Genomic DNA, 16815 nt, shown 5'->3' with positions numbered 1-16815 from the left:
ACTGTCTGAAACGGAGGCGAACATGCGCCGAGACGACCTCATCGACGTGCCCGCCCGGCCGGGCCAGACCCTGGTCCTGGGCGGCGCTGGCTTCATCGGTCGCCATGCGGTGCAGGCCCTGCTGGCCCAGGGCCATGCGCCCGTGATTGGCAGTCGGCATCCCGGCCGGATCGACCATCGGCTTCCCGCGGCGGCGCGTGGCTGCCCCCGCCGGAAGGCTCGATTCGAAGCCCTGCTGACGGCGGACGCATGGATTCCCCTGCTCGCCGAAATCCGCGTCGTGGTCAACTGCGTGGGAATCCTGCGGCAACGCGGACGAGAAACCTATCAGCGCGTGCATCACCAGGCGCCCGCGGCACTGGCTGAAGCCTGCCGTCGTAGCGGCGTGCGCCTGGTGCATGTCTCGGCCCTGGGCCTGGACCTTCCCGCCCGCAGTGGCTTCCTGCGCTCCAAGTGCGACGGCGAGGCGGCGCTGAAGGCCTCGGGCGCGACGGGGTGTATTGTCCGCCCTTCCCTGCTCGATGCCCCGCACGGTGGCTACGGGGCGCGCTGGATCCGCCGCGTCGCGCGCTGGCCCGTGCACGTGCTGCCCGCCGATGCCACCGGGCGCATCGCCGCCCTGGATGTGCAGGACCTGGGCGAGGCGCTGGCCCGGCTCGCACACCCGATCACCGACGAAGCCGGCATGGCGGAGTTCGAATTGGGCGGCCTGGAGGCCTTGTCCCTGCGGGACTACCTGGCGCGACTGCGCAGGTTGCACAGCCCAAGGCCCGCGCGTGTGCTGCTCATCCCGGGTTGGCTGGCGCGACTGGGCAGCCATGCCTGCGACCTGGTCCATGCCACGCCCTTCTCCTTCGGACACTGGGAACTGTTGCGGCGCGACAATTGCCCGCGCATCAACCATCTTCCGGCGCTGCTGGGCCGCGCGCCGCGCCCGGTCGGCGCGGACGCTCCGGGTGACGTCCGGTCGCCCCGGCTGCAGCCGGATCCCGCCTGAGACCGCCGGCCCAACCGTGCTAGCCTTCGCGCGGCCGTGGCGGCGCCGGGGGAGGCCCGCTTGCAACTGGATCCATTCACCACTGCGTTGATTGCGCTGCTGGCGTCGGCCGCGATGGCCGCGGGCCTGTATGCGGCCGCGTCCAGGCAGCCGCGCGAACTGGCCTGCGCCCAGCGCCTGTGGGCACGCGCGATCGTGCTGGCGCCCGCGGGATGGTTGCTGCTGGAGTGGGCCGATGACCTTCCTTCGCTGGCAGTGCCCGGCAAGACCCTCATCATCGCCTCGTTCGTGGAATACCTGCGCGCGCTGGTGGCATGCCGGGGCCGCATGCCGGATTCGCCATGGTTCGCGGCACCCGTGCTGCTGGTGGCGCTGGCAAGCCTGCTGATGCTGTTCACCCATCCGGGGCAGCCCATGCGCACCGGCCTGCTGTCGCTGCTGTGCGCGGGGCTGGCCGCCAGCACGTCCATCGTGGCCTGGAGTCAGCGCAAGGCGGCGACTGGCAGCAACGCCCTGGTGGTGGCCGCGTCGTTCGGCGTGTGCGCACTCGTGCTATGCATCCGCGGAACGCTGCTGTTCCTGCCCGACGGCAGCGCGGCCCGCGCCTGGGTGCAACAGCCCTGGGGTGAGACGCTGCTGCTGGGGGGTGCGATGCTGGCACCCGCCGTGGCCAGCCTCGGTTTCGTGTTGATGGGCAGCGACCGGCTGCTGCAGCGGTTGGAGCACCTGGCCAACACCGACAGCCTGACCGGCCTGCTGACCCGGCATGCCTTCCTCGAGCGCGCGGGCGCACACCTGGCGCAATCGCCGACCCGGCCCAGCTCCCTGCTGATCATGGACCTGGACCACTTCAAGCGGATCAACGACGCCTACGGACACGATGTCGGCGACCAGGCGCTGGTGCTGGCGGCCAAGGCCATGCGAGCCGCGCTGCGTCCGCAGGATCTGGTGGGTCGCCAGGGCGGCGAGGAATTTGCAGTACTGCTTCCCGATACTGCCCTGCCCGGCGCCGAGGCGATCGCCCGGCATCTGCAGGACGCCGTCGCGGGCGTGTACCTGATCGCCCATGGCAAACCGGTCCAGCTGCGCGTGTCGATTGGTGTCGCCACCCTCGGAGAGCAGGACCACGATCTGGCCGGCCTGCTCAAACGTGCCGATCAGGCCATGTACGGCGCCAAGCGCGCGGGCCGCGACCAGGTCCACGCCATGCCTGCGGGCCTGGCCTAGAACGCGACCCGGGTCGTCAGACCTTCCGGTAGTTGTCCTGCATCGGATACGTGCGGGCATACAGGGCGAAAGCCGCCGCGGCCACCATCGCGAACACCGCGAAGAAGAACATCAGGAAGGCGTTCTCGCTCCAGCCCTGGGCCTGGATCCAGCCGATCACCGCCGGGTCGCGCACGGTGTTGTTGGTCAGCAGCACCCACAGGCCGCCGAAGGTGCTGGTGAGGTACCAGAAGGCCATGATCACGCCCTTCATCGCGTGCGGCGCCTGGCTGTAGGCGAACTCCAGCGCGGTGGCCGAGACCAGCACTTCGCCGAAGGTCAGCAGCACGTAGGGCCAGGTCTGCCAGCCGATGGAGAGTTGGGCACCGGAGTCGAGCTCGAGCTGGATCCAGCCGGCGATCACCCACGCCACCGCGGAAAACGCGATGCCCCAGGCCATGCGCTTGAGCGGCGTGGGATTGAAACCGAACCGGCGCAGCGCCGGATACAGCACGATGTTGTTGAACGGGATCAGCATCATCACGAACAGCGGATTGAGCGCCTGCATCTGCGAGGGCGACGCGAACCAGCCACGCAGGAAGGCGGCGATGCCGTCGGGCAATGCCGAGAACGTCGGCATCACCATTTCGCCGCCCTGCAGCACCCAGGTCGAGGCCTTCTGGTCGAACAGCGACCAGAACGGCGTCACCAGCGCGAACACGATCAGGATGCGCAACACCGCGCGCACGCCATCGATGGATTCGTCCGGATGCAGGCCGCGGGCCCGCTCCAGCTGCAGCGAAGCGCCCCAGCCGACGGTGCCAATCAGCGTGCCCAGGGCCAGGCAGGCCGTGATCACGAAGCCCCAGCCTTCGGGCCAGATTCCGGCGCCACTGACCCACAGGACCATCATCAGCACAGCGGCCGCGATGCCCAGGCCCGCGATGACGGTGCCGGGTCCCGGGCTGCCGGTGCGCAGCGCGGTACGCACCACGCTCAGGAAGGAATTCGGATCCGGCCCGGACGGCGGCACGTTGACGTACTGGCGGCGACCCGCCCAGAAAATGACGGTGGCGATGAACATCAGCACGCCCGGGATGCCGAAGGCCCATGCCGGCCCCCAGTTCTTCAGCACCAGCGGCATCAGCAGCGAGGCAAAGAAGGAACCGAAGTTGATGATCCAGTAGAAGGCATCGAACACCACGCGTGCGCGGTGTTTGTTGGTCTGGTCGAACTGGTCGCCGACGAAGGAGACCACCAGCGGTTTGATGCCGCCGGAGCCGAGGGCGATCAGGAACAGGCCAGTGAAGAAGCCGTTGCGGTTGTCCTCGAACAGCGCCAGGCAGGCATGGCCCGCGCAGTAGATCAGCGAGAACCACAGCACGGTGTTGTACTTGCCGAAGTAGCGGTCCGACAGCCAGCCACCCAGCAGCGGGAAGAAGTACACGCCGATCACGAAGGTGTGGAAGATGTCCTTGGCGTGGCCCTGCCGGTCGATCAGCGGCAGCGCCGCCAGCAGCACGCTGCCGGCCAGGAACTCCACCAGGATGTTGCGCATGCCGTAGAAGCTGAAACGCTCGCAGGCCTCGTTGCCGATGATGTAGGGGATCTGGCGCGGCAGCGGTGCCTTGGGATCGGCGGCGGTCTCGGTCGGCATCGCGGAAGGCGTCATGGGCATCGGGTCCTGGAACGGGCGCGGGTCCCGCATTGTCCACACAATGCCACCCGAACCCAAGCCGGCCGCCTAGAGCACCGATCCCTGCGTTTCACCGTGCCGGGTCTGGCGGTCGTAATGGCGGTCGCGCAGCCGGAAGCGAAGCTGGGCCTGGAAGCTGGCGCGGCGGGCGGCACGCTCCAGCGCGAGGCAGTTGCGAGACTCCCCCAGCGCCATCAATGCACGGTGCAGCTCCCTGGCGGCCGCGATTGCGTTGTCGCGATGACCTTCCTCGTGGACCGTCAATCCCGTAATCATCCGGTCCCATCGTTCCTGCAGGAAGGGCGCCGGCGTCCTTGGCGGCGACCAGCGCGGCAAGTGGATCGTGATGGACAGGGTGACGCGCACGTTTTCCAGCCGGCAGCCGCGGCCCTGGGGCATCAGCGTGAATTCGGTGGCGATGTTCTGGCGCGTCAAGCCCAGCGCCTTGCCGTCGATGCCCGCCAGCGCCTTGCGTTCGCGCATCTCGCGCCGCAGCTCACGCAGGCTGGTGGCGCGCAGGTCGTAGTAGACCCGCTGCTCATGCACGACCGGGCCTTCATCGACCACGCCGGCGCGCGCCGCCAATGGCGACGCCAGACCCGCGATCAGCAGCCACGCCAACATCATCCTCGTTTCCCGCGCTGTCCAGGCCAGCGACAGCCTGCCGCTCGCAAGCCGGATCGACAAGCCTCGCCGCCCGCCCGGAACGAATTGTTAGACTGCCCGCCAGCCCCGTCCAGGTACGCACGCCGGCATGCGCAAGTTCCGACCCCTGCTGGCCGTAGCGATCGTCCTGATGCTGCTCTGGACGTGGTGGCAACCCGCGCCGGAGCCGGGCGCCCGCCCCGCACCCGACGCGCCGGCCAGCACCTCGCCGACGGTCGCCCTGCCGGCGCCCCCACCCGCCCTGCCCGCGCCCTCTGCGCGGCCGGATGCCAGGGTCTCGCTTCCGCCCGAAGCCGAGCGCACCCTTGCACTCATCGCGCGCGGCGGCCCCTTCCCGTACCGCCAGGACGGCGGCGTGTTCGGCAACCGCGAACGACGCCTGCCGCCGCGCCCGCGCGGCCACTACCGCGAGTACACCGTGGACACGCCCGGCCTGTCGCACCGCGGGCCACGCCGCATCGTCACGGGCGGCGATCCGCCGACCGAGTTCTGGTACACCGACGACCACTACGACAGCTTCCGCCGCATCGAGGGCGTGCGATGAGCGTGCCGCCGCTGCACGCGCTGCTGCTGGACGCGGACCAGTCCGGCGCGTTCTACCTCACCGCCGCAGACCTGCCTGCGCTGCAGGATGCGGCCACCGACTCGGGGCTGCATCTGGTGACGATGGACCTGGCCGACTGCCGCGACAAGCGCGCGCTGCTGCAGCAATTCGCCGATGCCTTCGCCTTTCCGCCGGACATCGGCCACACCTGGGACGCGCTGGCCGATGCCCTGGGCGATCTGTCCTGGCTGCCCGCCGAAGGCTACGTGCTGACGCTGTCGAACCTGGACGCGCTGCGCGACGCGGCGCCGGACGAGCTTGCCAGCCTGGTGTCGGTGCTGGAGGACTGCTCGCTGCAATGGCGCGAGCTGGGCCGGCCCTTCTGGACCTTTCTCGCTCTGGCCGACGACGAGTTTTCGCAGATGCCGGTCTAGCCGGCGCGGAACAGCACGAACGGCAGTGTCGCCACGGCGATCATCAGCAGGATGCCCAGCACCGCCGCAGCCGACTGCAGTGGCTTTTCGCGCATGCCCTGCCAGGTGCTGCGGGCGCGGCCGTCGCGCAGCTCGGCCTCACGCTCGGCGCGGGCGCGCGCCCCGCGCTCGGCCTGATAGCCCGCCATCAGCTGCAGGGCCTGGGCCTCCTGCTCCTTCTGCCGCAGCCAGATGCCGCCCGCCGACACGCCCCACAGGCTGGGCCGCGTTTCATAGATCTCGATGCCATGCGCGGCCATCAGCTCGCGCACGTCATCGGCTTCGTCATCGGGCACGTTGCGGAGGTTAAGCAGCAGCTTGGCCATGCCGGCATGATAGCGCCACCGTGCGCGCCCCGCTCCGCGCCCCGCCCCTACGGAATTCGATGGCTCCCCGACTGACGCACGCCGCCCGCCTCACCCTGCTGACGGTTTGCGCGCTGCTGGCGTTCGCGGGCAACTCGCTGCTGTGCCGCGCCGCGCTGGACCGGACCGGCATCGACCCGCTGGGCTTCACCGTGCTCAGGCTGTTTGCCGGTGCGGCGGTGCTGTGGGCGCTGGTGGCCTGGCGTGGGTCTGCCGCGCTGGCGCACGGGTCCTGGATCTCGGCGCTGGCCCTGCTGGCCTACGCGCTCGGATTCTCCTGGGCCTACACCGGCATGACCGCGGGCACGGGCGCGCTGCTGCTGTTTGCGGCGGTGCAGGCCACGATGCTGGCCGGTGGCCTGGCCCTGGGCGCGCGCTGGACGCCACGGCAGGCAGCCGGACTGGTGATCGCGATGGCGGGCCTCGCCTACCTGTTGTCGCCCGGACTCGAAGCGCCTGCGGCGGGGCCCGCCGCCTGCATGCTGCTGGCCGGCATCGGCTGGGGCATCTACAGCCTGCGCGGGCGCGGCCAGGCGGATGCCACGGCCACCACGGCAGGCAACTTCCTTCGCGCGGCGCCACTTTCACTGCTGGCCTGCCTTCCGTGGCTGGGAACGGTGAGCATCGACGCCGCGGGGGCCGCACTGGCCCTCGTGTCCGGCGCCGTCACGTCGGGCCTGGGTTACGCGGTGTGGTACGCGGCCTTGCGCGATCTGACGCCACAGGTGGCCGGCAGCAGCCAGCTGGTCGTACCGGTGGTGACCGTCGCCGCCGGCACGCTGCTGCTGTCCGAGCCGCTGGGCTGGCGCCTCGGCATCGCCTCGGTGATCGTGCTGGGCGGTATCGCGCTGACCTTGCCCTGGCGCAGGGCCACGCGCGCCGCCTGATCAGTCCGGCCGCAGATCGCGCGGACTTTCGAATTCTCGACGCCTGCCATCCAGCGGATCGATGAAGGCCAGCGACTTGGCCAGCAGGGCCAGCGGCCGCTGCCAGTCGTCGGCCGCCTGGCCCGCGTGCGGGCCATACAGCGGGTCGTTGAGCAGGGGCACCCCCAGCGCCGCCATCTGCACGCGCAGCTGGTGCTTGCGGCCCGTGACGGGTTCGAGGCGGTACTGCCAGTGCTCACGTCCGCGCAGGCCCACATCGATCAGCGTCTCGGCATTGGCCGCGCCCGCCTCTTCCTGCATGCGGGGGAAGGGTGATCCGTTGGCAATCCGCGAATGGCGACGCAGAGGGAAAGCGACGCCCGGCAGCGGCGACGCCAGGGCGAGGTAGTGCTTTCGGATCCCGCGCTCGCGGAACAGGGCCTGGTAGGCCGCGCGGCTGCCCGGATTCACGGAGAACATCACCAGGCCCGAGGTGGCGCGGTCGATGCGATGCAAAGGCACCAGGGTTTCGTTGCCGGTGGCGCGCACGAGCCGCCTGAGCAGGCACTGCTCGACCCAGGCGCCGCCAGGCGTCACCGGCAGGAAGGGCGGTTTGTCCACCACCAGCAGGTGTGCATCGGCATGGATCATCTGCTCGGCGAAAGGAAGATCCGGCTCGCTCGTTACTTCGCGGAAATAGCGCACTTCCAGGCCCACCCGATACGGTGCGTCCGGGGCCAAAGGCACACCCTCGCGATCCTGCACGCGACCGCGCCGCATGCGGTCGCGCCAGGTGTCGCGGGACACCGACGGAAAGCGGGCGCACAGACCCTCGAGCACCGTGCTCCACTCGCCGGGCGGCAGCTGCCAGCGGCTGGCGATCGGCGTGTTCATGGCTCGGCGACGGCCGCGTCGCGCAGGGCCACGCCCAAATCCGGCTGGTCGATGAAAAAACCATCGACGCCTTCGTCCATCAACCGTCGGCCGTAGGCCTCGCCCGCGTGCTCGCGCCGAAGCGTATACGCATGCACCTCCAGCCCGAGCCTCTGCGCAGCGCGCAGGCAGGCATGCAGCGGACCCGCGGGCCCCGCGGGCAGCAGGCTGTCCTTGCCAGGGCCGATGGCGCTCGCGTGACTGTCCCGCAGCCTTTCCAGCGCGTCCGGGCCCGCGAGGCTGCCGCAGCGCGGATCGCCCAGGGCCGAGGCGCCGAGCAATTCCCGCAGCCCGTGCCGATCTTCGCCGCCCTGCGCCAGCAAGCGCAGGTCATAGGGCGCGTGTCGTTCGAAATCCCCAAGCAGCTGCACCAGGGGCCAGTCGACGCCGGCGGCCGGCATCCACACGCGCTTGAGTTCGACCAGGTTGCCCACCTCGAAGGACTGGATGAACACCCGCGCCGGATCGGTGAAGCCGGCCGCGACCAGCTCGCGCACCACGCCCTGGCCCAGCGACACGCCGATGCGTGACCCGTCGTGATGCCGCCCTTCCTGCGCGAACCAGGTCGGATGCTTGGTTTCCGGATACAGGCCCACGCGCCGCCCGTTCGCTTCGGCCGCCTGGACCAGCGCGATGATCTCGGTGAACGTGGCAATACCGAACTGGCCGTCGTAGGCCTGGCTGCCGGGCCGCAGCGCCGGCAGGCGTTCCCGCGCGCGCAGCCGCCGCAGTTCGTCCAGCGTGAAGTCCTCGGTGAACCAGCCTTCGCGCTCGATGCCGTCAATGCACTTTCGGCATCGGCGCGTAGCGAACTCGGCATGCGTGGCCACGTCGGTGCTGTCGGACAATTCATTCTCGTGGCGCGCGACCAGCACGCCGTCGCGCGTGGCCACCAGGTCGGGCTCGATGAAGTCGGCGCCCTGCGCAATCGCCAGGGCATAGGCCTCCAGCGTGTGCTCGGGTCGGTAGCCGCTCGCCCCGCGGTGGGCGATCACGCGAGGCCGGCGCGTCATGGCGTGAGTTGAAGCAGATCCCAGCGGTTGCCGTAAAGGTCCACGAACACCGCCACGCTGCCATAGTCTTCGTGACGGGGCGCTTCCTGGAACGCGACGCCCGCGGCCAGCATGCGGGCATGCTCGGCCGCGAAGTCGTCGGTGTGCAGGAACAGCCACACCCGCCCGGCGCCCTGCCTGCCCACCTGCGCCTGCTGGTCCGGGGTGGCCGCCCGCGCCAGCAGCAGGCTGGTGCCGCCAGGCCGGCCCACCCGCACCCAGCGTTTGCCGGGGCCGCGTGGCGCGTCCTCCAGCATGTCAAAGCCCAGCGCCCGTGTGTACCAGGCAATGGCCTCGTCGTAGTCGTGCACCAGCAGTGCGATCGCGCCCAGGCTCGTCGTCATGCCGCCATTGTGGACCATGGCAGCTATGGAAAAAGCGCCGGGACCGTTGCATGCTCGCGCCACCGGAACCGGGCGATCCTGCCCGGGCCGTGCCGCCAACCAGGAGCTCGCCATGGCCAAGGGCCTGAACCAGAAGAAGACCGAAAAGAAGAAGCCGGAGAAGACGCTGAAGGAAAAGCGCGCCGAAAAAGCCAACAAGAAGGCCGGCAAGGCCTGATCCCCGCGGACGGACGCCTCGCCGAGGCGTCCGCTCCAGGCGCACGCAGCGCCTACAATGGGTCCCCTTCCGCCGGACCCCGCCCATGACCCAGCCCGTCCGCCTGTCCAAGCGCGTGGTCGAGATCGCCGGCTGCTCGCGCAGCGAGGCCGAACAGTATGTCCAGGGCGGCTGGGTGCGCGTGGATGGTGTCGTGGTCGAGGAGCCGCAGTTCAAGGTGCTCGACCAGCAGGTGACGCTGGATCCCGATGCGCGCCTGGTGCCGGCCGAGCCGGCGACGATGCTGCTGCACAAGCCTGCCGGCCAGGACCCTGCGCAGGCCGCCTCGCTGCTGGTTCCAGACCAGCGCTGGCCCGACGATCCCAGCGGCTGGCGCCTGCACACGCGCCACTTCGCCCACCAGGCGCCGGGCATGCCGCTCGAACCCGAGGCCAGCGGCCTGATGGTGCTGAGCCAGGATGGCCGCGTGCTGCGGCGCCTGAAGGAAGATTCGGAGAAGCTGGAGCAGGAATTCATCGTCGAGGTCACCGGCGAGCTGGCGCCCTACGGCTGGAAGCGGCTCACCGGCGGCACCAGCTACCAGGGCTGGCCGGTGGCCGCATTCAAGGTGAGCTGGCAAAGCGAGACCCGCCTGCGCTTCGCGATCAAGGGCGTGCGCCCCGGCCTGCTGCAGTTCCTGTGCACCGAGGTCGGCCTGCAGGCAGTGGCGATCAAGCGCATCCGGCTGGGCCGCGTGCCCTTGTCCAAGATGCCGCCGGGACAGTGGCGCTACCTGCCGGTGGACGAGCGCTTCTGAGTCAGGTGTCTTCCCTGATGGGCGCGTAATTGGCGCGCAGGTAGTCCACCAGCCCCTTGAGCTGCAGCGCCTGCACCTGGTCCACCACCGGTGCGAACTTCGACAGGTCGTCCGGGGTGTAGCCGCCGGCGCGGTACCACAGCGTGACGCGGGTGCCGCCGGCCTTGTCGTCCTCGAGCCGGAATTCCAGCGCACCGTGCAGGCCCATGCCCTGCAGCGGGCCCAGGCCACCGGTCATGCGCAGGGTCCTGCCGGGATCCACGAAGCTCACCGTCAGGTGCTGGGCCTGCTGGTTGCCGTTGGTTTCGCAGAAGCAGCCGCCGGCGCGCGGCTGGATGCTCAGCTCGGATGCCTGGCCCCACCAGGTGTGGTCGCGCGGCCACCAGCGCCCCACTTCCTCGACCAGGGCATTCCACGTGGTCTGGCGGTCGGTGGCGACCACGGCGCTGTTCTCGACGGTGAATCCGGACGGACTGCTGTCCTTCACTGCGGCGGTGGCGGGCGCGGCAACGGCCACGGCCAGCGCGACGGCGGCGAACAAGATGCGGACGAACATGCGGCGCTTCTCCCCGGCCCGGAGCAGGCCCCTGCCCATTCGAACGCGCGGCTGCCGCCCGGTCAAGCGCGTGCTCATATTCCGCGCATGCATCAGCCCATGCCGCCGGGGGACTTGAATCATCGGCGGCGATGCGATGTTGTGTGCACTGGTCGCCTGCCGCTCGCCATGTCCCGCCTCCTGGTTTTCCAACACGTCGCCGCCGAACCGCTGGGCACCCTGGATCCCCTGATCCGGCGCCGCGGGCACCGCATCCGTTTCGTCAACTTCGAGCGCGACCCCGGGGCCGAGCCCAGCGTGGACCGCTATCGGGGCCTGGTGGTGCTGGGCGGCCCGATGAATGTCCAGGACCAGGCCACGCGTCCGCACCTGCGCACCGAACTTCGTGCGATCGAGGCGGCGCTGCGGCAGGGCAAGCCGGTGCTCGGCATTTGCCTGGGCGCACAGCTGCTGGCGCACGTGCTGGGTGCGCCCGTGCAGCGCCACCCGCAGCCCGAGATCGGCTGGTACGACCTGCAGCTCACCGCCGCCGGCCGCGCCGATCCGGTGCTGTCCGCGCTCGGCGCAGCCACGCCGGTGTTCCAGTGGCATGCCTGCAGCTACGCGCTGCCGGCCGGCGCCGTGCAGCTGGCCCGCACCACCACCTGCGAACAGCAGGCCTTCCGCTACGGCGACTCGGCCTATGGACTGCAGTTCCATCCGGAAGTGGATGCGGCGCTGATCGGACGCTGGCTGGCCAATCCGTCCTATGCCCAGGAACTGGCCGAGGCGGGCCTGGCACAGGACCCCGACCAGATCCGGCGAAGCACCACCGCTCTGGTCACCCAGCTGCAGGCGGTGGCCGAACCCCTGTTCGAAGGCTTCCTGGACCTGGTCGGCCGGCCGCAGCGACGCCAGGTGCTGCCGTCGCGCGAGTGGGCCTGAGTCGCGGCCTCAGCGCTGCACGGCCTTGAGCTCGCGCAGCTGGCGGGCATCCTCGGCGGTGAAGGCCTGGCGCGCCAGCCAGGTGCGGCCGTCGGCGGTCTGCACCGAGACCAGGGCCAGGTCGAGCTGCGCATCGGCCGGCACGCCTTCCGCGCCCCATTCCGAATAGGCCCCGGGCCGCAGGATGGTTTCGTGCTGCTTGCCCGGCGGCATGCCTCCGAAAACCTCGAAGCTCACCAGCTGCCGCAGCCAGGGCTGGTCGCGACCCGGTGAACGCAGGGTGCCCCAGGCGGTGAGGCGGGTCACGTGCAGTTCGCTGCGGTTGTCCAAGGACACCCGGAGGAAGGGTTCGGTGACGCCGGTATCGCCCAGCGGCTGCTTGCTGTATTCGGCCCGCGTGATTCGGAAGCCTTCCACCTGCCCCTGCTCGGCCTCGACCTGCGCCTTCAGGGCCTCGAGCCTGGCGATTTCCTGTGCGGCCGCCTGCGAGCCCTCCCGGGCCTGTTCGGCCTGGCCCTCGTACGCGCGCCGGATGACCTCGTCGGCGCCGAGGCCATGCAGGGCGCGGTTGGGCGTCGAGGCCGCGGCGCTGGCCGCGCCGTCCGCCGCCGTGGGGGCCAGCCTGACCAGGGCGTCGTCGAAGCGGGTGCGCTGGCCCGCGTCCAGATCGTCACGGACGGCCTGCACCGAGCGCGACCAGTCGTCCGGGCTGTCGGCATCCAGGGTTGGGCTGGCGCAACCGGCCAGGCCGGCCAGGAGCAGGGCAAGGAAGGCAGTGCGCAGCGGCTGAAGCGTCATGGCGGTCAACTCCCCTTGGACTGTGGCGATACTAGCGCCCGCCACCTCGGCCCGAGCCACCGCCTGGCGGCCATCCCCTCCCCTTCGGTCGGCGCGGGATGCGAGAATCGCGGCCTTCGCCTGCTTCGGATCCCCCATGGCCTCCAGCCTGCTCGCCCTGCTCGACGACATCGCCACCATCCTCGACGACGTGTCGGTGATGACCAAGGTGGCCACCAAGAAGACCGCCGGCGTGCTGGGCGACGACCTGGCCCTGAACGCCCAGCAGGTGTCGGGCGTGAAGCCCGAACGCGAACTGCCGGTGGTGTGGGCGGTGGCGAAGGGATCGGCGGTGAACAAGGCCATCCTGGTGCCTGCGGCGCTGGCCATCAGCACTTTCCTGCCGTGGGCGGTGACGCCGCTGATGATGATCGGCGGCGCCTTCCTCTGCTACGAAGGCGTGGAAAAGCTGGCGCACAAGTTCCTGCACAGCAAGGAAGAGAAGCAGAAGAAGCACGTCGAGCTGGTCGAGGCGGTCGCCGACGAAAGCGTGGACCTGGTCGCGCACGAGAAGGACAAGATCAAGGGCGCCATCCGCACCGACTTCATCCTTTCGGCCGAGATCATCGTCATCACCCTGGGCGAAGTGGCCACCCGGCCGTTCTCGGTGCAGGTGGGCGTGCTGATTGCCATCGCGGTGCTGATGACCGTCGGCGTGTACGGCCTGGTGGCGGGCATCGTGAAGATGGATGACGGCGGCCTGTACCTGAGCCAGCTGCCGGGCGACTCGATTTTCCGTCGCGCCAAGCGTGCGCTGGGCCGCGGCATCCTGGTCGGCGCGCCCTGGTTCATGAAGTTCCTGTCCATCGCCGGCACCGCCGCGATGTTCCTGGTCGGCGGCGGCATCCTGGTGCATGCCATCCCGGTGATCCACCACGCCATCCAGGACATCACGCCGTCCGGCGGCGTGGGCCTGCTGGTATCCATGACCGCCGAGGCCCTGGTCGGCATCGTCATCGGCATCGGCGTGCTGCTGGCCGTGATGGGTTTCCGGAAAATGCGCGGCAAGCCGGCCGCGCAGGCCTGAACCCGCGCTAGGGGGCGGCGGCGGGGGCGGCAGCCGCGTCCAGGTGCTGCCGCAGGAAGCCGGCCACGCCTTCCCAGGTCTTGCGGCGGTTGTCCGCATCCGAAATACCGTGGCCTTCCTCCTTGAAGTACAGGGTGACCGGCGGCCGCGCGTCCAGACCCAGCATGCGCACCAGCCGGCGCGTGTGCTCGTAGTCCACCCGGATGTCCTCGCCGCCGTGCACCAGCATCAGCGGCACGGTGAGCTTGCGGTACTGGAACAGCGGCGAGGTCTCGCGCATCAGCTCGGGCTGGGTGTTGGGATTGCCCAGCATCTTCTCCAGTTCCTTGCGTAGCGACTCGAATCGGCCGGCGTCGCTGGCGGTGAACAGCAGTCCGCGGTCGCTGACGCCGAACATGGACACCACGCACCGGAACCGACCCGGCCAGCGCAGCGACGACAGCAGCCCCGAGTAGCCGCCGTAGCTGGCGCCGACCATGCACATGCGCCCGGCGTCCACCGGATGCGCCGCCACCGCGGCCTCGATCGCCGCATCGATGTCGTTCTCGATCAGCGTGCCCAGGCTGCCGTAACCGGCTTCGCGGAAGGCCTTGCCGTACCCCTCGGAGCCGCGGAAGTTGACCTGCAGCACCGCATAGCCCAGCGAGGCAATGAACTGCACCTCGGGATTGAAGTGACGCCGGTCGGCGACGCCGATCGGTCCGCCATGCGGCATCACCACCAGCGGCCGGCGACCGGCACCGGGCGGCAGCGTGAGATAGGCCTCGATGGGCAGTCCGTCGGAACTCTTCACCTGCAGCGTCACCGCGGGTGCCAGGGCCTTGCCGCTCAGCCACGGCGCCGACTCGTCGAGCACGCTGGCGCGGCCTGCCTCCAGGTCGAGGTGGTAGACCACCGCGGGCTGGTCGCTGGCGTCCACCCACAGCAGGTTCTGGCGGGCATCCTCGCTGCGCGCCAGCATGGCCACGGTCTTGCCGGGGAAACTGCGGGTCAGCCGGCTGCGCAGCTGCTGGGCCTCGGCGTCGAAATACTCGCTGATCAACTGGCCCGACTCGTAGTACGCCGCGCCGATCGCCTCGCCGCGGGCATTGATGATGGGTGACACCAGGTCGATGCCGGGCTTGGCGAACAAGGTGCGCGTGACCTTGCGCTGCACGGGGTCGAACTCCACCAGTTCGCGCTGCTCGCGATCCGCTCCGATCAGCCCGTAGATGAGCCGGCCGTCGCCGGACACCGCCATCGGATTGAAGCCGTCGTCCTTGTCCAGCACCAGGACGTCCTGGAACTTGCCGTCGGCCCCGTGCACCAGCACGGCCTTGCCGTCACGCGCCACGATGGCCGCGCGCACCTGCCCGCGTGCATCGGTGAACCAGTAGCTGTCGCCCGAAAGCCCCTCGTTCAGACGCTCCACCAGCGGGTAGCGGAAGGATTCCAGCGCCTGCTCGGTGCGGATGTCCAGGCGATGCAGCTGGGCTTCGCCCCGGGTTCCGCGGCTGGCGTAGAGGATATGTCCGGGGTCGGCACTGAGCTTGTCCACCAGGGCGCCGGGACGGCGCACGCGCAGGATATCGGGCGTGTCCTTGCCGTCCTGGAATCGGAACACCCACAGCATGGGATCGCCCGCGCCCACCGTGATCTCCGCCAGCAGGGTGTCGTCGCCCTTCCAGTCCAGGTCGGTTACGGCGGTGCGGCTGTTGGCGATGCGGCGGATGGTGCCGCCTTCCAGGTCGTAGACGTCGATCGCCCAGATCTCGCCAGGCTCGCGGATCGCGCCGGCCACGTAGCGACCGCCCGGACTCATCGCGAATCCGCCCAGCCGCGACGGCTTCCACAGTTCTTCCACCGGCAGCGGCAACTTGCCCGGCGCCGGCGGCGCACGCTGCGCATTGCGACGGTCCGGCGCGGGACTGCCCCCCGCCTTGAACTGCTCGCGGTAGAACGCGGGGAACGGGTCCGGGTACAGGCCGACGTAGCTGAACTCGTGGCGCGCCGCGATCTGCGGATGATTCGCTTCCAGCCAGTCCATCGCACGCAGGCCGCGATTGGCGACGTGGAAGCGCGAGGCGCGCCGGAATATCAGGTCACCGGCATAGGAAATGATCCCCGGCTTGACCTCGAAGCGGAACGCCGGATCGTCGCGCAGCGTCCATTGCACCCAGGCCAGCCGCAGCCGGTCCCAGCGGTACTTGCCTGCCGGCATCACGTACAGGCCCAGCGTCTGGCCGACGCCGATTTCTTCCAGGCGTCCACCGGTGAAATGGCTGGATTCGCTCTTCACCGTGAGTGAACTGACGGCCAGGTCGGAGTCCACTGCCACCAGCACCAGGCCCTCGCCGTCACGCAGTTCCGGCACGTCGCCCGGCTTGACCTTGAAATCACGCGCCAGTGTCTGGGCACACGCCAACAGCAGGCAACACAGGCACAACCAACGAATCCAAGGCATCGCAGGCAACCGCAGGGAGTTGCCGCATGATCGTGCAAGCGGACGGCCCTGCCAAGTTTCCGGCCGCCGGCGACGGCAAGGGAGTAAGCTGGGCCGGCAGCGCCTGAAGGGCCTGCCGCTCCTCGCCCGTCACGACCAGGCCCCGGTCTCGCCGTTTCGCTCCCGCTCGCGCTCGCCTTCCCGCTACGGGAGGCCACGCCCCCAGGGAGCCGCCATGCCTGGCTACAGCACCCGTCTGCTCACCCTGCGCCTGGGTGGGCTGGACTATCGCATCCGCGCTCTCAGCGACCGGCAGCAGTTCGCCGATCCCAGCGGCCGCGCCGAACGCGCCGGCATTTCATCGGCCAACTGGTGCCTGTTCGGCCAGGTCTGGCCGTCGGGTCGTGTCCTGGCGCAGGCGATGAGCGGCTTCGAGGTCGACGGCAAGCGCATCCTGGAACTGGGCTGCGGCCTGGGCCTGGCCAGCCTGGTGCTGAACCGACGCAAGGCCGACATCACCGCCAGTGACCACCATCCGCTGGCCGAAGAATTCCTGACCTACAACGCCGCGCTCAACGGCCTGCCGCCGCCCGCCTACCTGGACCTGGCGTGGACGCTGCCCCAGCCCGACCTGGGACGCTTCGACCTGATCATCGCCAGCGACGTGCTGTACGAGCGCGGCCACGCCGAGCAACTGGCGGCGCTGTTGCACCTTCACGCCCGGCCCGAAGCCGAAGTGCTGATCACCGACCCGGGCCGCGGCAACAGCGGCGCCTTCACCACCGCGCTCAAACGCCAGGGCTATGCGGTGGACGAGGTGCGCAGCGCCTTCGACGACGGCGATGTGCCGCCCTACCGCGGGCGGCTGCTCAGCTACCGGCGCTGAGGTCGCGC

The 16815-nt window shown here is 69.9% G+C and carries 19 protein-coding genes; 10 read left to right on the top strand and 9 right to left on the bottom strand.

The window, feature by feature from the left end; translation table 11 throughout:
* Window positions 1-22 precede the first annotated feature (22 nt).
* Both ACOQFR_RS11840 and ACOQFR_RS11835 read left to right on the top strand, forming a co-directional pair.
* Window positions 23-997, top strand: coding sequence for an NAD-dependent epimerase/dehydratase family protein (locus tag ACOQFR_RS11840; RefSeq protein WP_421382132.1), 975 nt, complete (start codon window positions 23-25; stop codon window positions 995-997).
* A gap of 60 nt (window positions 998-1057) precedes the next feature.
* The gene (locus ACOQFR_RS11835; RefSeq protein ID WP_421382130.1) at window positions 1058-2224 is read left to right on the top strand and encodes a GGDEF domain-containing protein; all 1167 of its coding nucleotides are present in this window, start codon (window positions 1058-1060) and stop codon (window positions 2222-2224) included.
* 16 nt (window positions 2225-2240) lie between these two features.
* On the opposite strand, the gene ACOQFR_RS11830 is transcribed toward ACOQFR_RS11835, so the two are convergent.
* Entirely contained in the window at window positions 2241-3875 is a 1635-nt protein-coding gene (locus tag ACOQFR_RS11830) for an oligopeptide:H+ symporter (RefSeq protein WP_421382128.1), read from the bottom strand.
* A 72-nt stretch (window positions 3876-3947) separates the two neighbouring features.
* Window positions 3948-4526: a DUF922 domain-containing protein gene (locus ACOQFR_RS11825; protein WP_421382125.1), complete on the bottom strand. Its 579-nt coding sequence runs from the start codon at window positions 4524-4526 to the stop codon at window positions 3948-3950.
* Between the two features lie 127 nt (window positions 4527-4653).
* Between ACOQFR_RS11825 and ACOQFR_RS11820 the strand changes: the two genes are divergently transcribed.
* A complete protein-coding gene (locus tag ACOQFR_RS11820; RefSeq protein ID WP_421382123.1) occupies window positions 4654-5109 on the top strand; it encodes a ribonuclease domain-containing protein in 456 nt (151 codons plus the stop codon).
* On the top strand, window positions 5106-5543 hold the full coding sequence (locus ACOQFR_RS11815) for a barstar family protein (protein WP_421382120.1): 438 nt from the start codon (window positions 5106-5108) through the stop codon (window positions 5541-5543). The genes ACOQFR_RS11820 and ACOQFR_RS11815 overlap by 4 nt, the downstream gene beginning before the upstream one ends.
* Here the strand turns inward: ACOQFR_RS11815 and ACOQFR_RS11810 are convergent.
* Window positions 5540-5908, bottom strand: coding sequence for a DUF6164 family protein (locus ACOQFR_RS11810; RefSeq protein WP_421382118.1), 369 nt, complete (start codon window positions 5906-5908; stop codon window positions 5540-5542). The two genes, ACOQFR_RS11815 and ACOQFR_RS11810, sit on opposite strands and share 4 nt — an antisense overlap.
* A gap of 59 nt (window positions 5909-5967) precedes the next feature.
* Between ACOQFR_RS11810 and ACOQFR_RS11805 the strand changes: the two genes are divergently transcribed.
* A complete protein-coding gene (locus tag ACOQFR_RS11805) occupies window positions 5968-6834 on the top strand; it encodes a DMT family transporter (protein WP_421382116.1) in 867 nt (288 codons plus the stop codon).
* On the opposite strand, the gene ACOQFR_RS11800 is transcribed toward ACOQFR_RS11805, so the two are convergent.
* The 3 genes from ACOQFR_RS11800 to ACOQFR_RS11790 are packed head-to-tail and all read right to left on the bottom strand — an operon-like array spanning window position 6835 to window position 9142.
* Entirely contained in the window at window positions 6835-7707 is an 873-nt protein-coding gene (locus ACOQFR_RS11800; protein WP_421382114.1) for a pseudouridine synthase, read from the bottom strand.
* Window positions 7704-8759: a glycerophosphodiester phosphodiesterase family protein gene (locus ACOQFR_RS11795; RefSeq protein WP_421382112.1), complete on the bottom strand. Its 1056-nt coding sequence runs from the start codon at window positions 8757-8759 to the stop codon at window positions 7704-7706. The genes ACOQFR_RS11800 and ACOQFR_RS11795 overlap by 4 nt, the downstream gene beginning before the upstream one ends.
* A complete protein-coding gene (locus ACOQFR_RS11790) occupies window positions 8756-9142 on the bottom strand; it encodes a VOC family protein (RefSeq protein ID WP_421382109.1) in 387 nt (128 codons plus the stop codon). The genes ACOQFR_RS11795 and ACOQFR_RS11790 overlap by 4 nt, the downstream gene beginning before the upstream one ends.
* Here ACOQFR_RS11790 and ACOQFR_RS11785 point away from each other — a divergent pair.
* Entirely contained in the window at window positions 9141-9359 is a 219-nt protein-coding gene (locus ACOQFR_RS11785) for a hypothetical protein (RefSeq protein ID WP_421382107.1), read from the top strand. The two genes, ACOQFR_RS11790 and ACOQFR_RS11785, sit on opposite strands and share 2 nt — an antisense overlap.
* Window positions 9360-9444: 85 nt before the next feature.
* Window positions 9445-10155, top strand: a complete 711-nt coding sequence (locus ACOQFR_RS11780; RefSeq protein WP_421382105.1) for an rRNA pseudouridine synthase — start codon at window positions 9445-9447, stop codon at window positions 10153-10155.
* Window position 10156: 1 nt separating this feature from the next.
* On the opposite strand, the gene ACOQFR_RS11775 is transcribed toward ACOQFR_RS11780, so the two are convergent.
* Complete coding sequence (locus ACOQFR_RS11775) at window positions 10157-10711, bottom strand: SRPBCC domain-containing protein (RefSeq protein WP_421382103.1); 555 nt, start codon at window positions 10709-10711, stop codon at window positions 10157-10159.
* 168 nt (window positions 10712-10879) lie between these two features.
* Here ACOQFR_RS11775 and ACOQFR_RS11770 point away from each other — a divergent pair, with 168 nt between their 5' ends.
* Window positions 10880-11635, top strand: coding sequence for a type 1 glutamine amidotransferase (locus ACOQFR_RS11770; protein ID WP_421382101.1), 756 nt, complete (start codon window positions 10880-10882; stop codon window positions 11633-11635).
* A gap of 9 nt (window positions 11636-11644) precedes the next feature.
* On the opposite strand, the gene ACOQFR_RS11765 is transcribed toward ACOQFR_RS11770, so the two are convergent.
* The gene (locus ACOQFR_RS11765; protein ID WP_421382099.1) at window positions 11645-12433 is read right to left on the bottom strand and encodes a hypothetical protein; all 789 of its coding nucleotides are present in this window, start codon (window positions 12431-12433) and stop codon (window positions 11645-11647) included.
* 136 nt (window positions 12434-12569) lie between these two features.
* Between ACOQFR_RS11765 and ACOQFR_RS11760 the strand changes: the two genes are divergently transcribed.
* A complete protein-coding gene (locus ACOQFR_RS11760; protein ID WP_421382097.1) occupies window positions 12570-13499 on the top strand; it encodes a DUF808 domain-containing protein in 930 nt (309 codons plus the stop codon).
* Between the two features lie 7 nt (window positions 13500-13506).
* Here ACOQFR_RS11760 and ACOQFR_RS11755 read toward each other — a convergent pair whose 3' ends face one another.
* Window positions 13507-15942, bottom strand: a complete 2436-nt coding sequence (locus tag ACOQFR_RS11755; protein ID WP_421382095.1) for a prolyl oligopeptidase family serine peptidase — start codon at window positions 15940-15942, stop codon at window positions 13507-13509.
* 214 nt (window positions 15943-16156) lie between these two features.
* Between ACOQFR_RS11755 and ACOQFR_RS11750 the strand changes: the two genes are divergently transcribed.
* A complete protein-coding gene (locus tag ACOQFR_RS11750) occupies window positions 16157-16807 on the top strand; it encodes a class I SAM-dependent methyltransferase (RefSeq protein ID WP_421382093.1) in 651 nt (216 codons plus the stop codon).
* Window positions 16808-16815: the final 8 nt, after the last annotated feature.

It is taken from the genome of Arenimonas sp. MALMAid1274, from assembly GCF_049195245.1.
In the GTDB taxonomy this organism is placed as follows: Bacteria; Pseudomonadota; Gammaproteobacteria; order Xanthomonadales; family Xanthomonadaceae; genus Arenimonas.
This window is presented reverse-complemented; position numbering and strand designations above follow the sequence as displayed.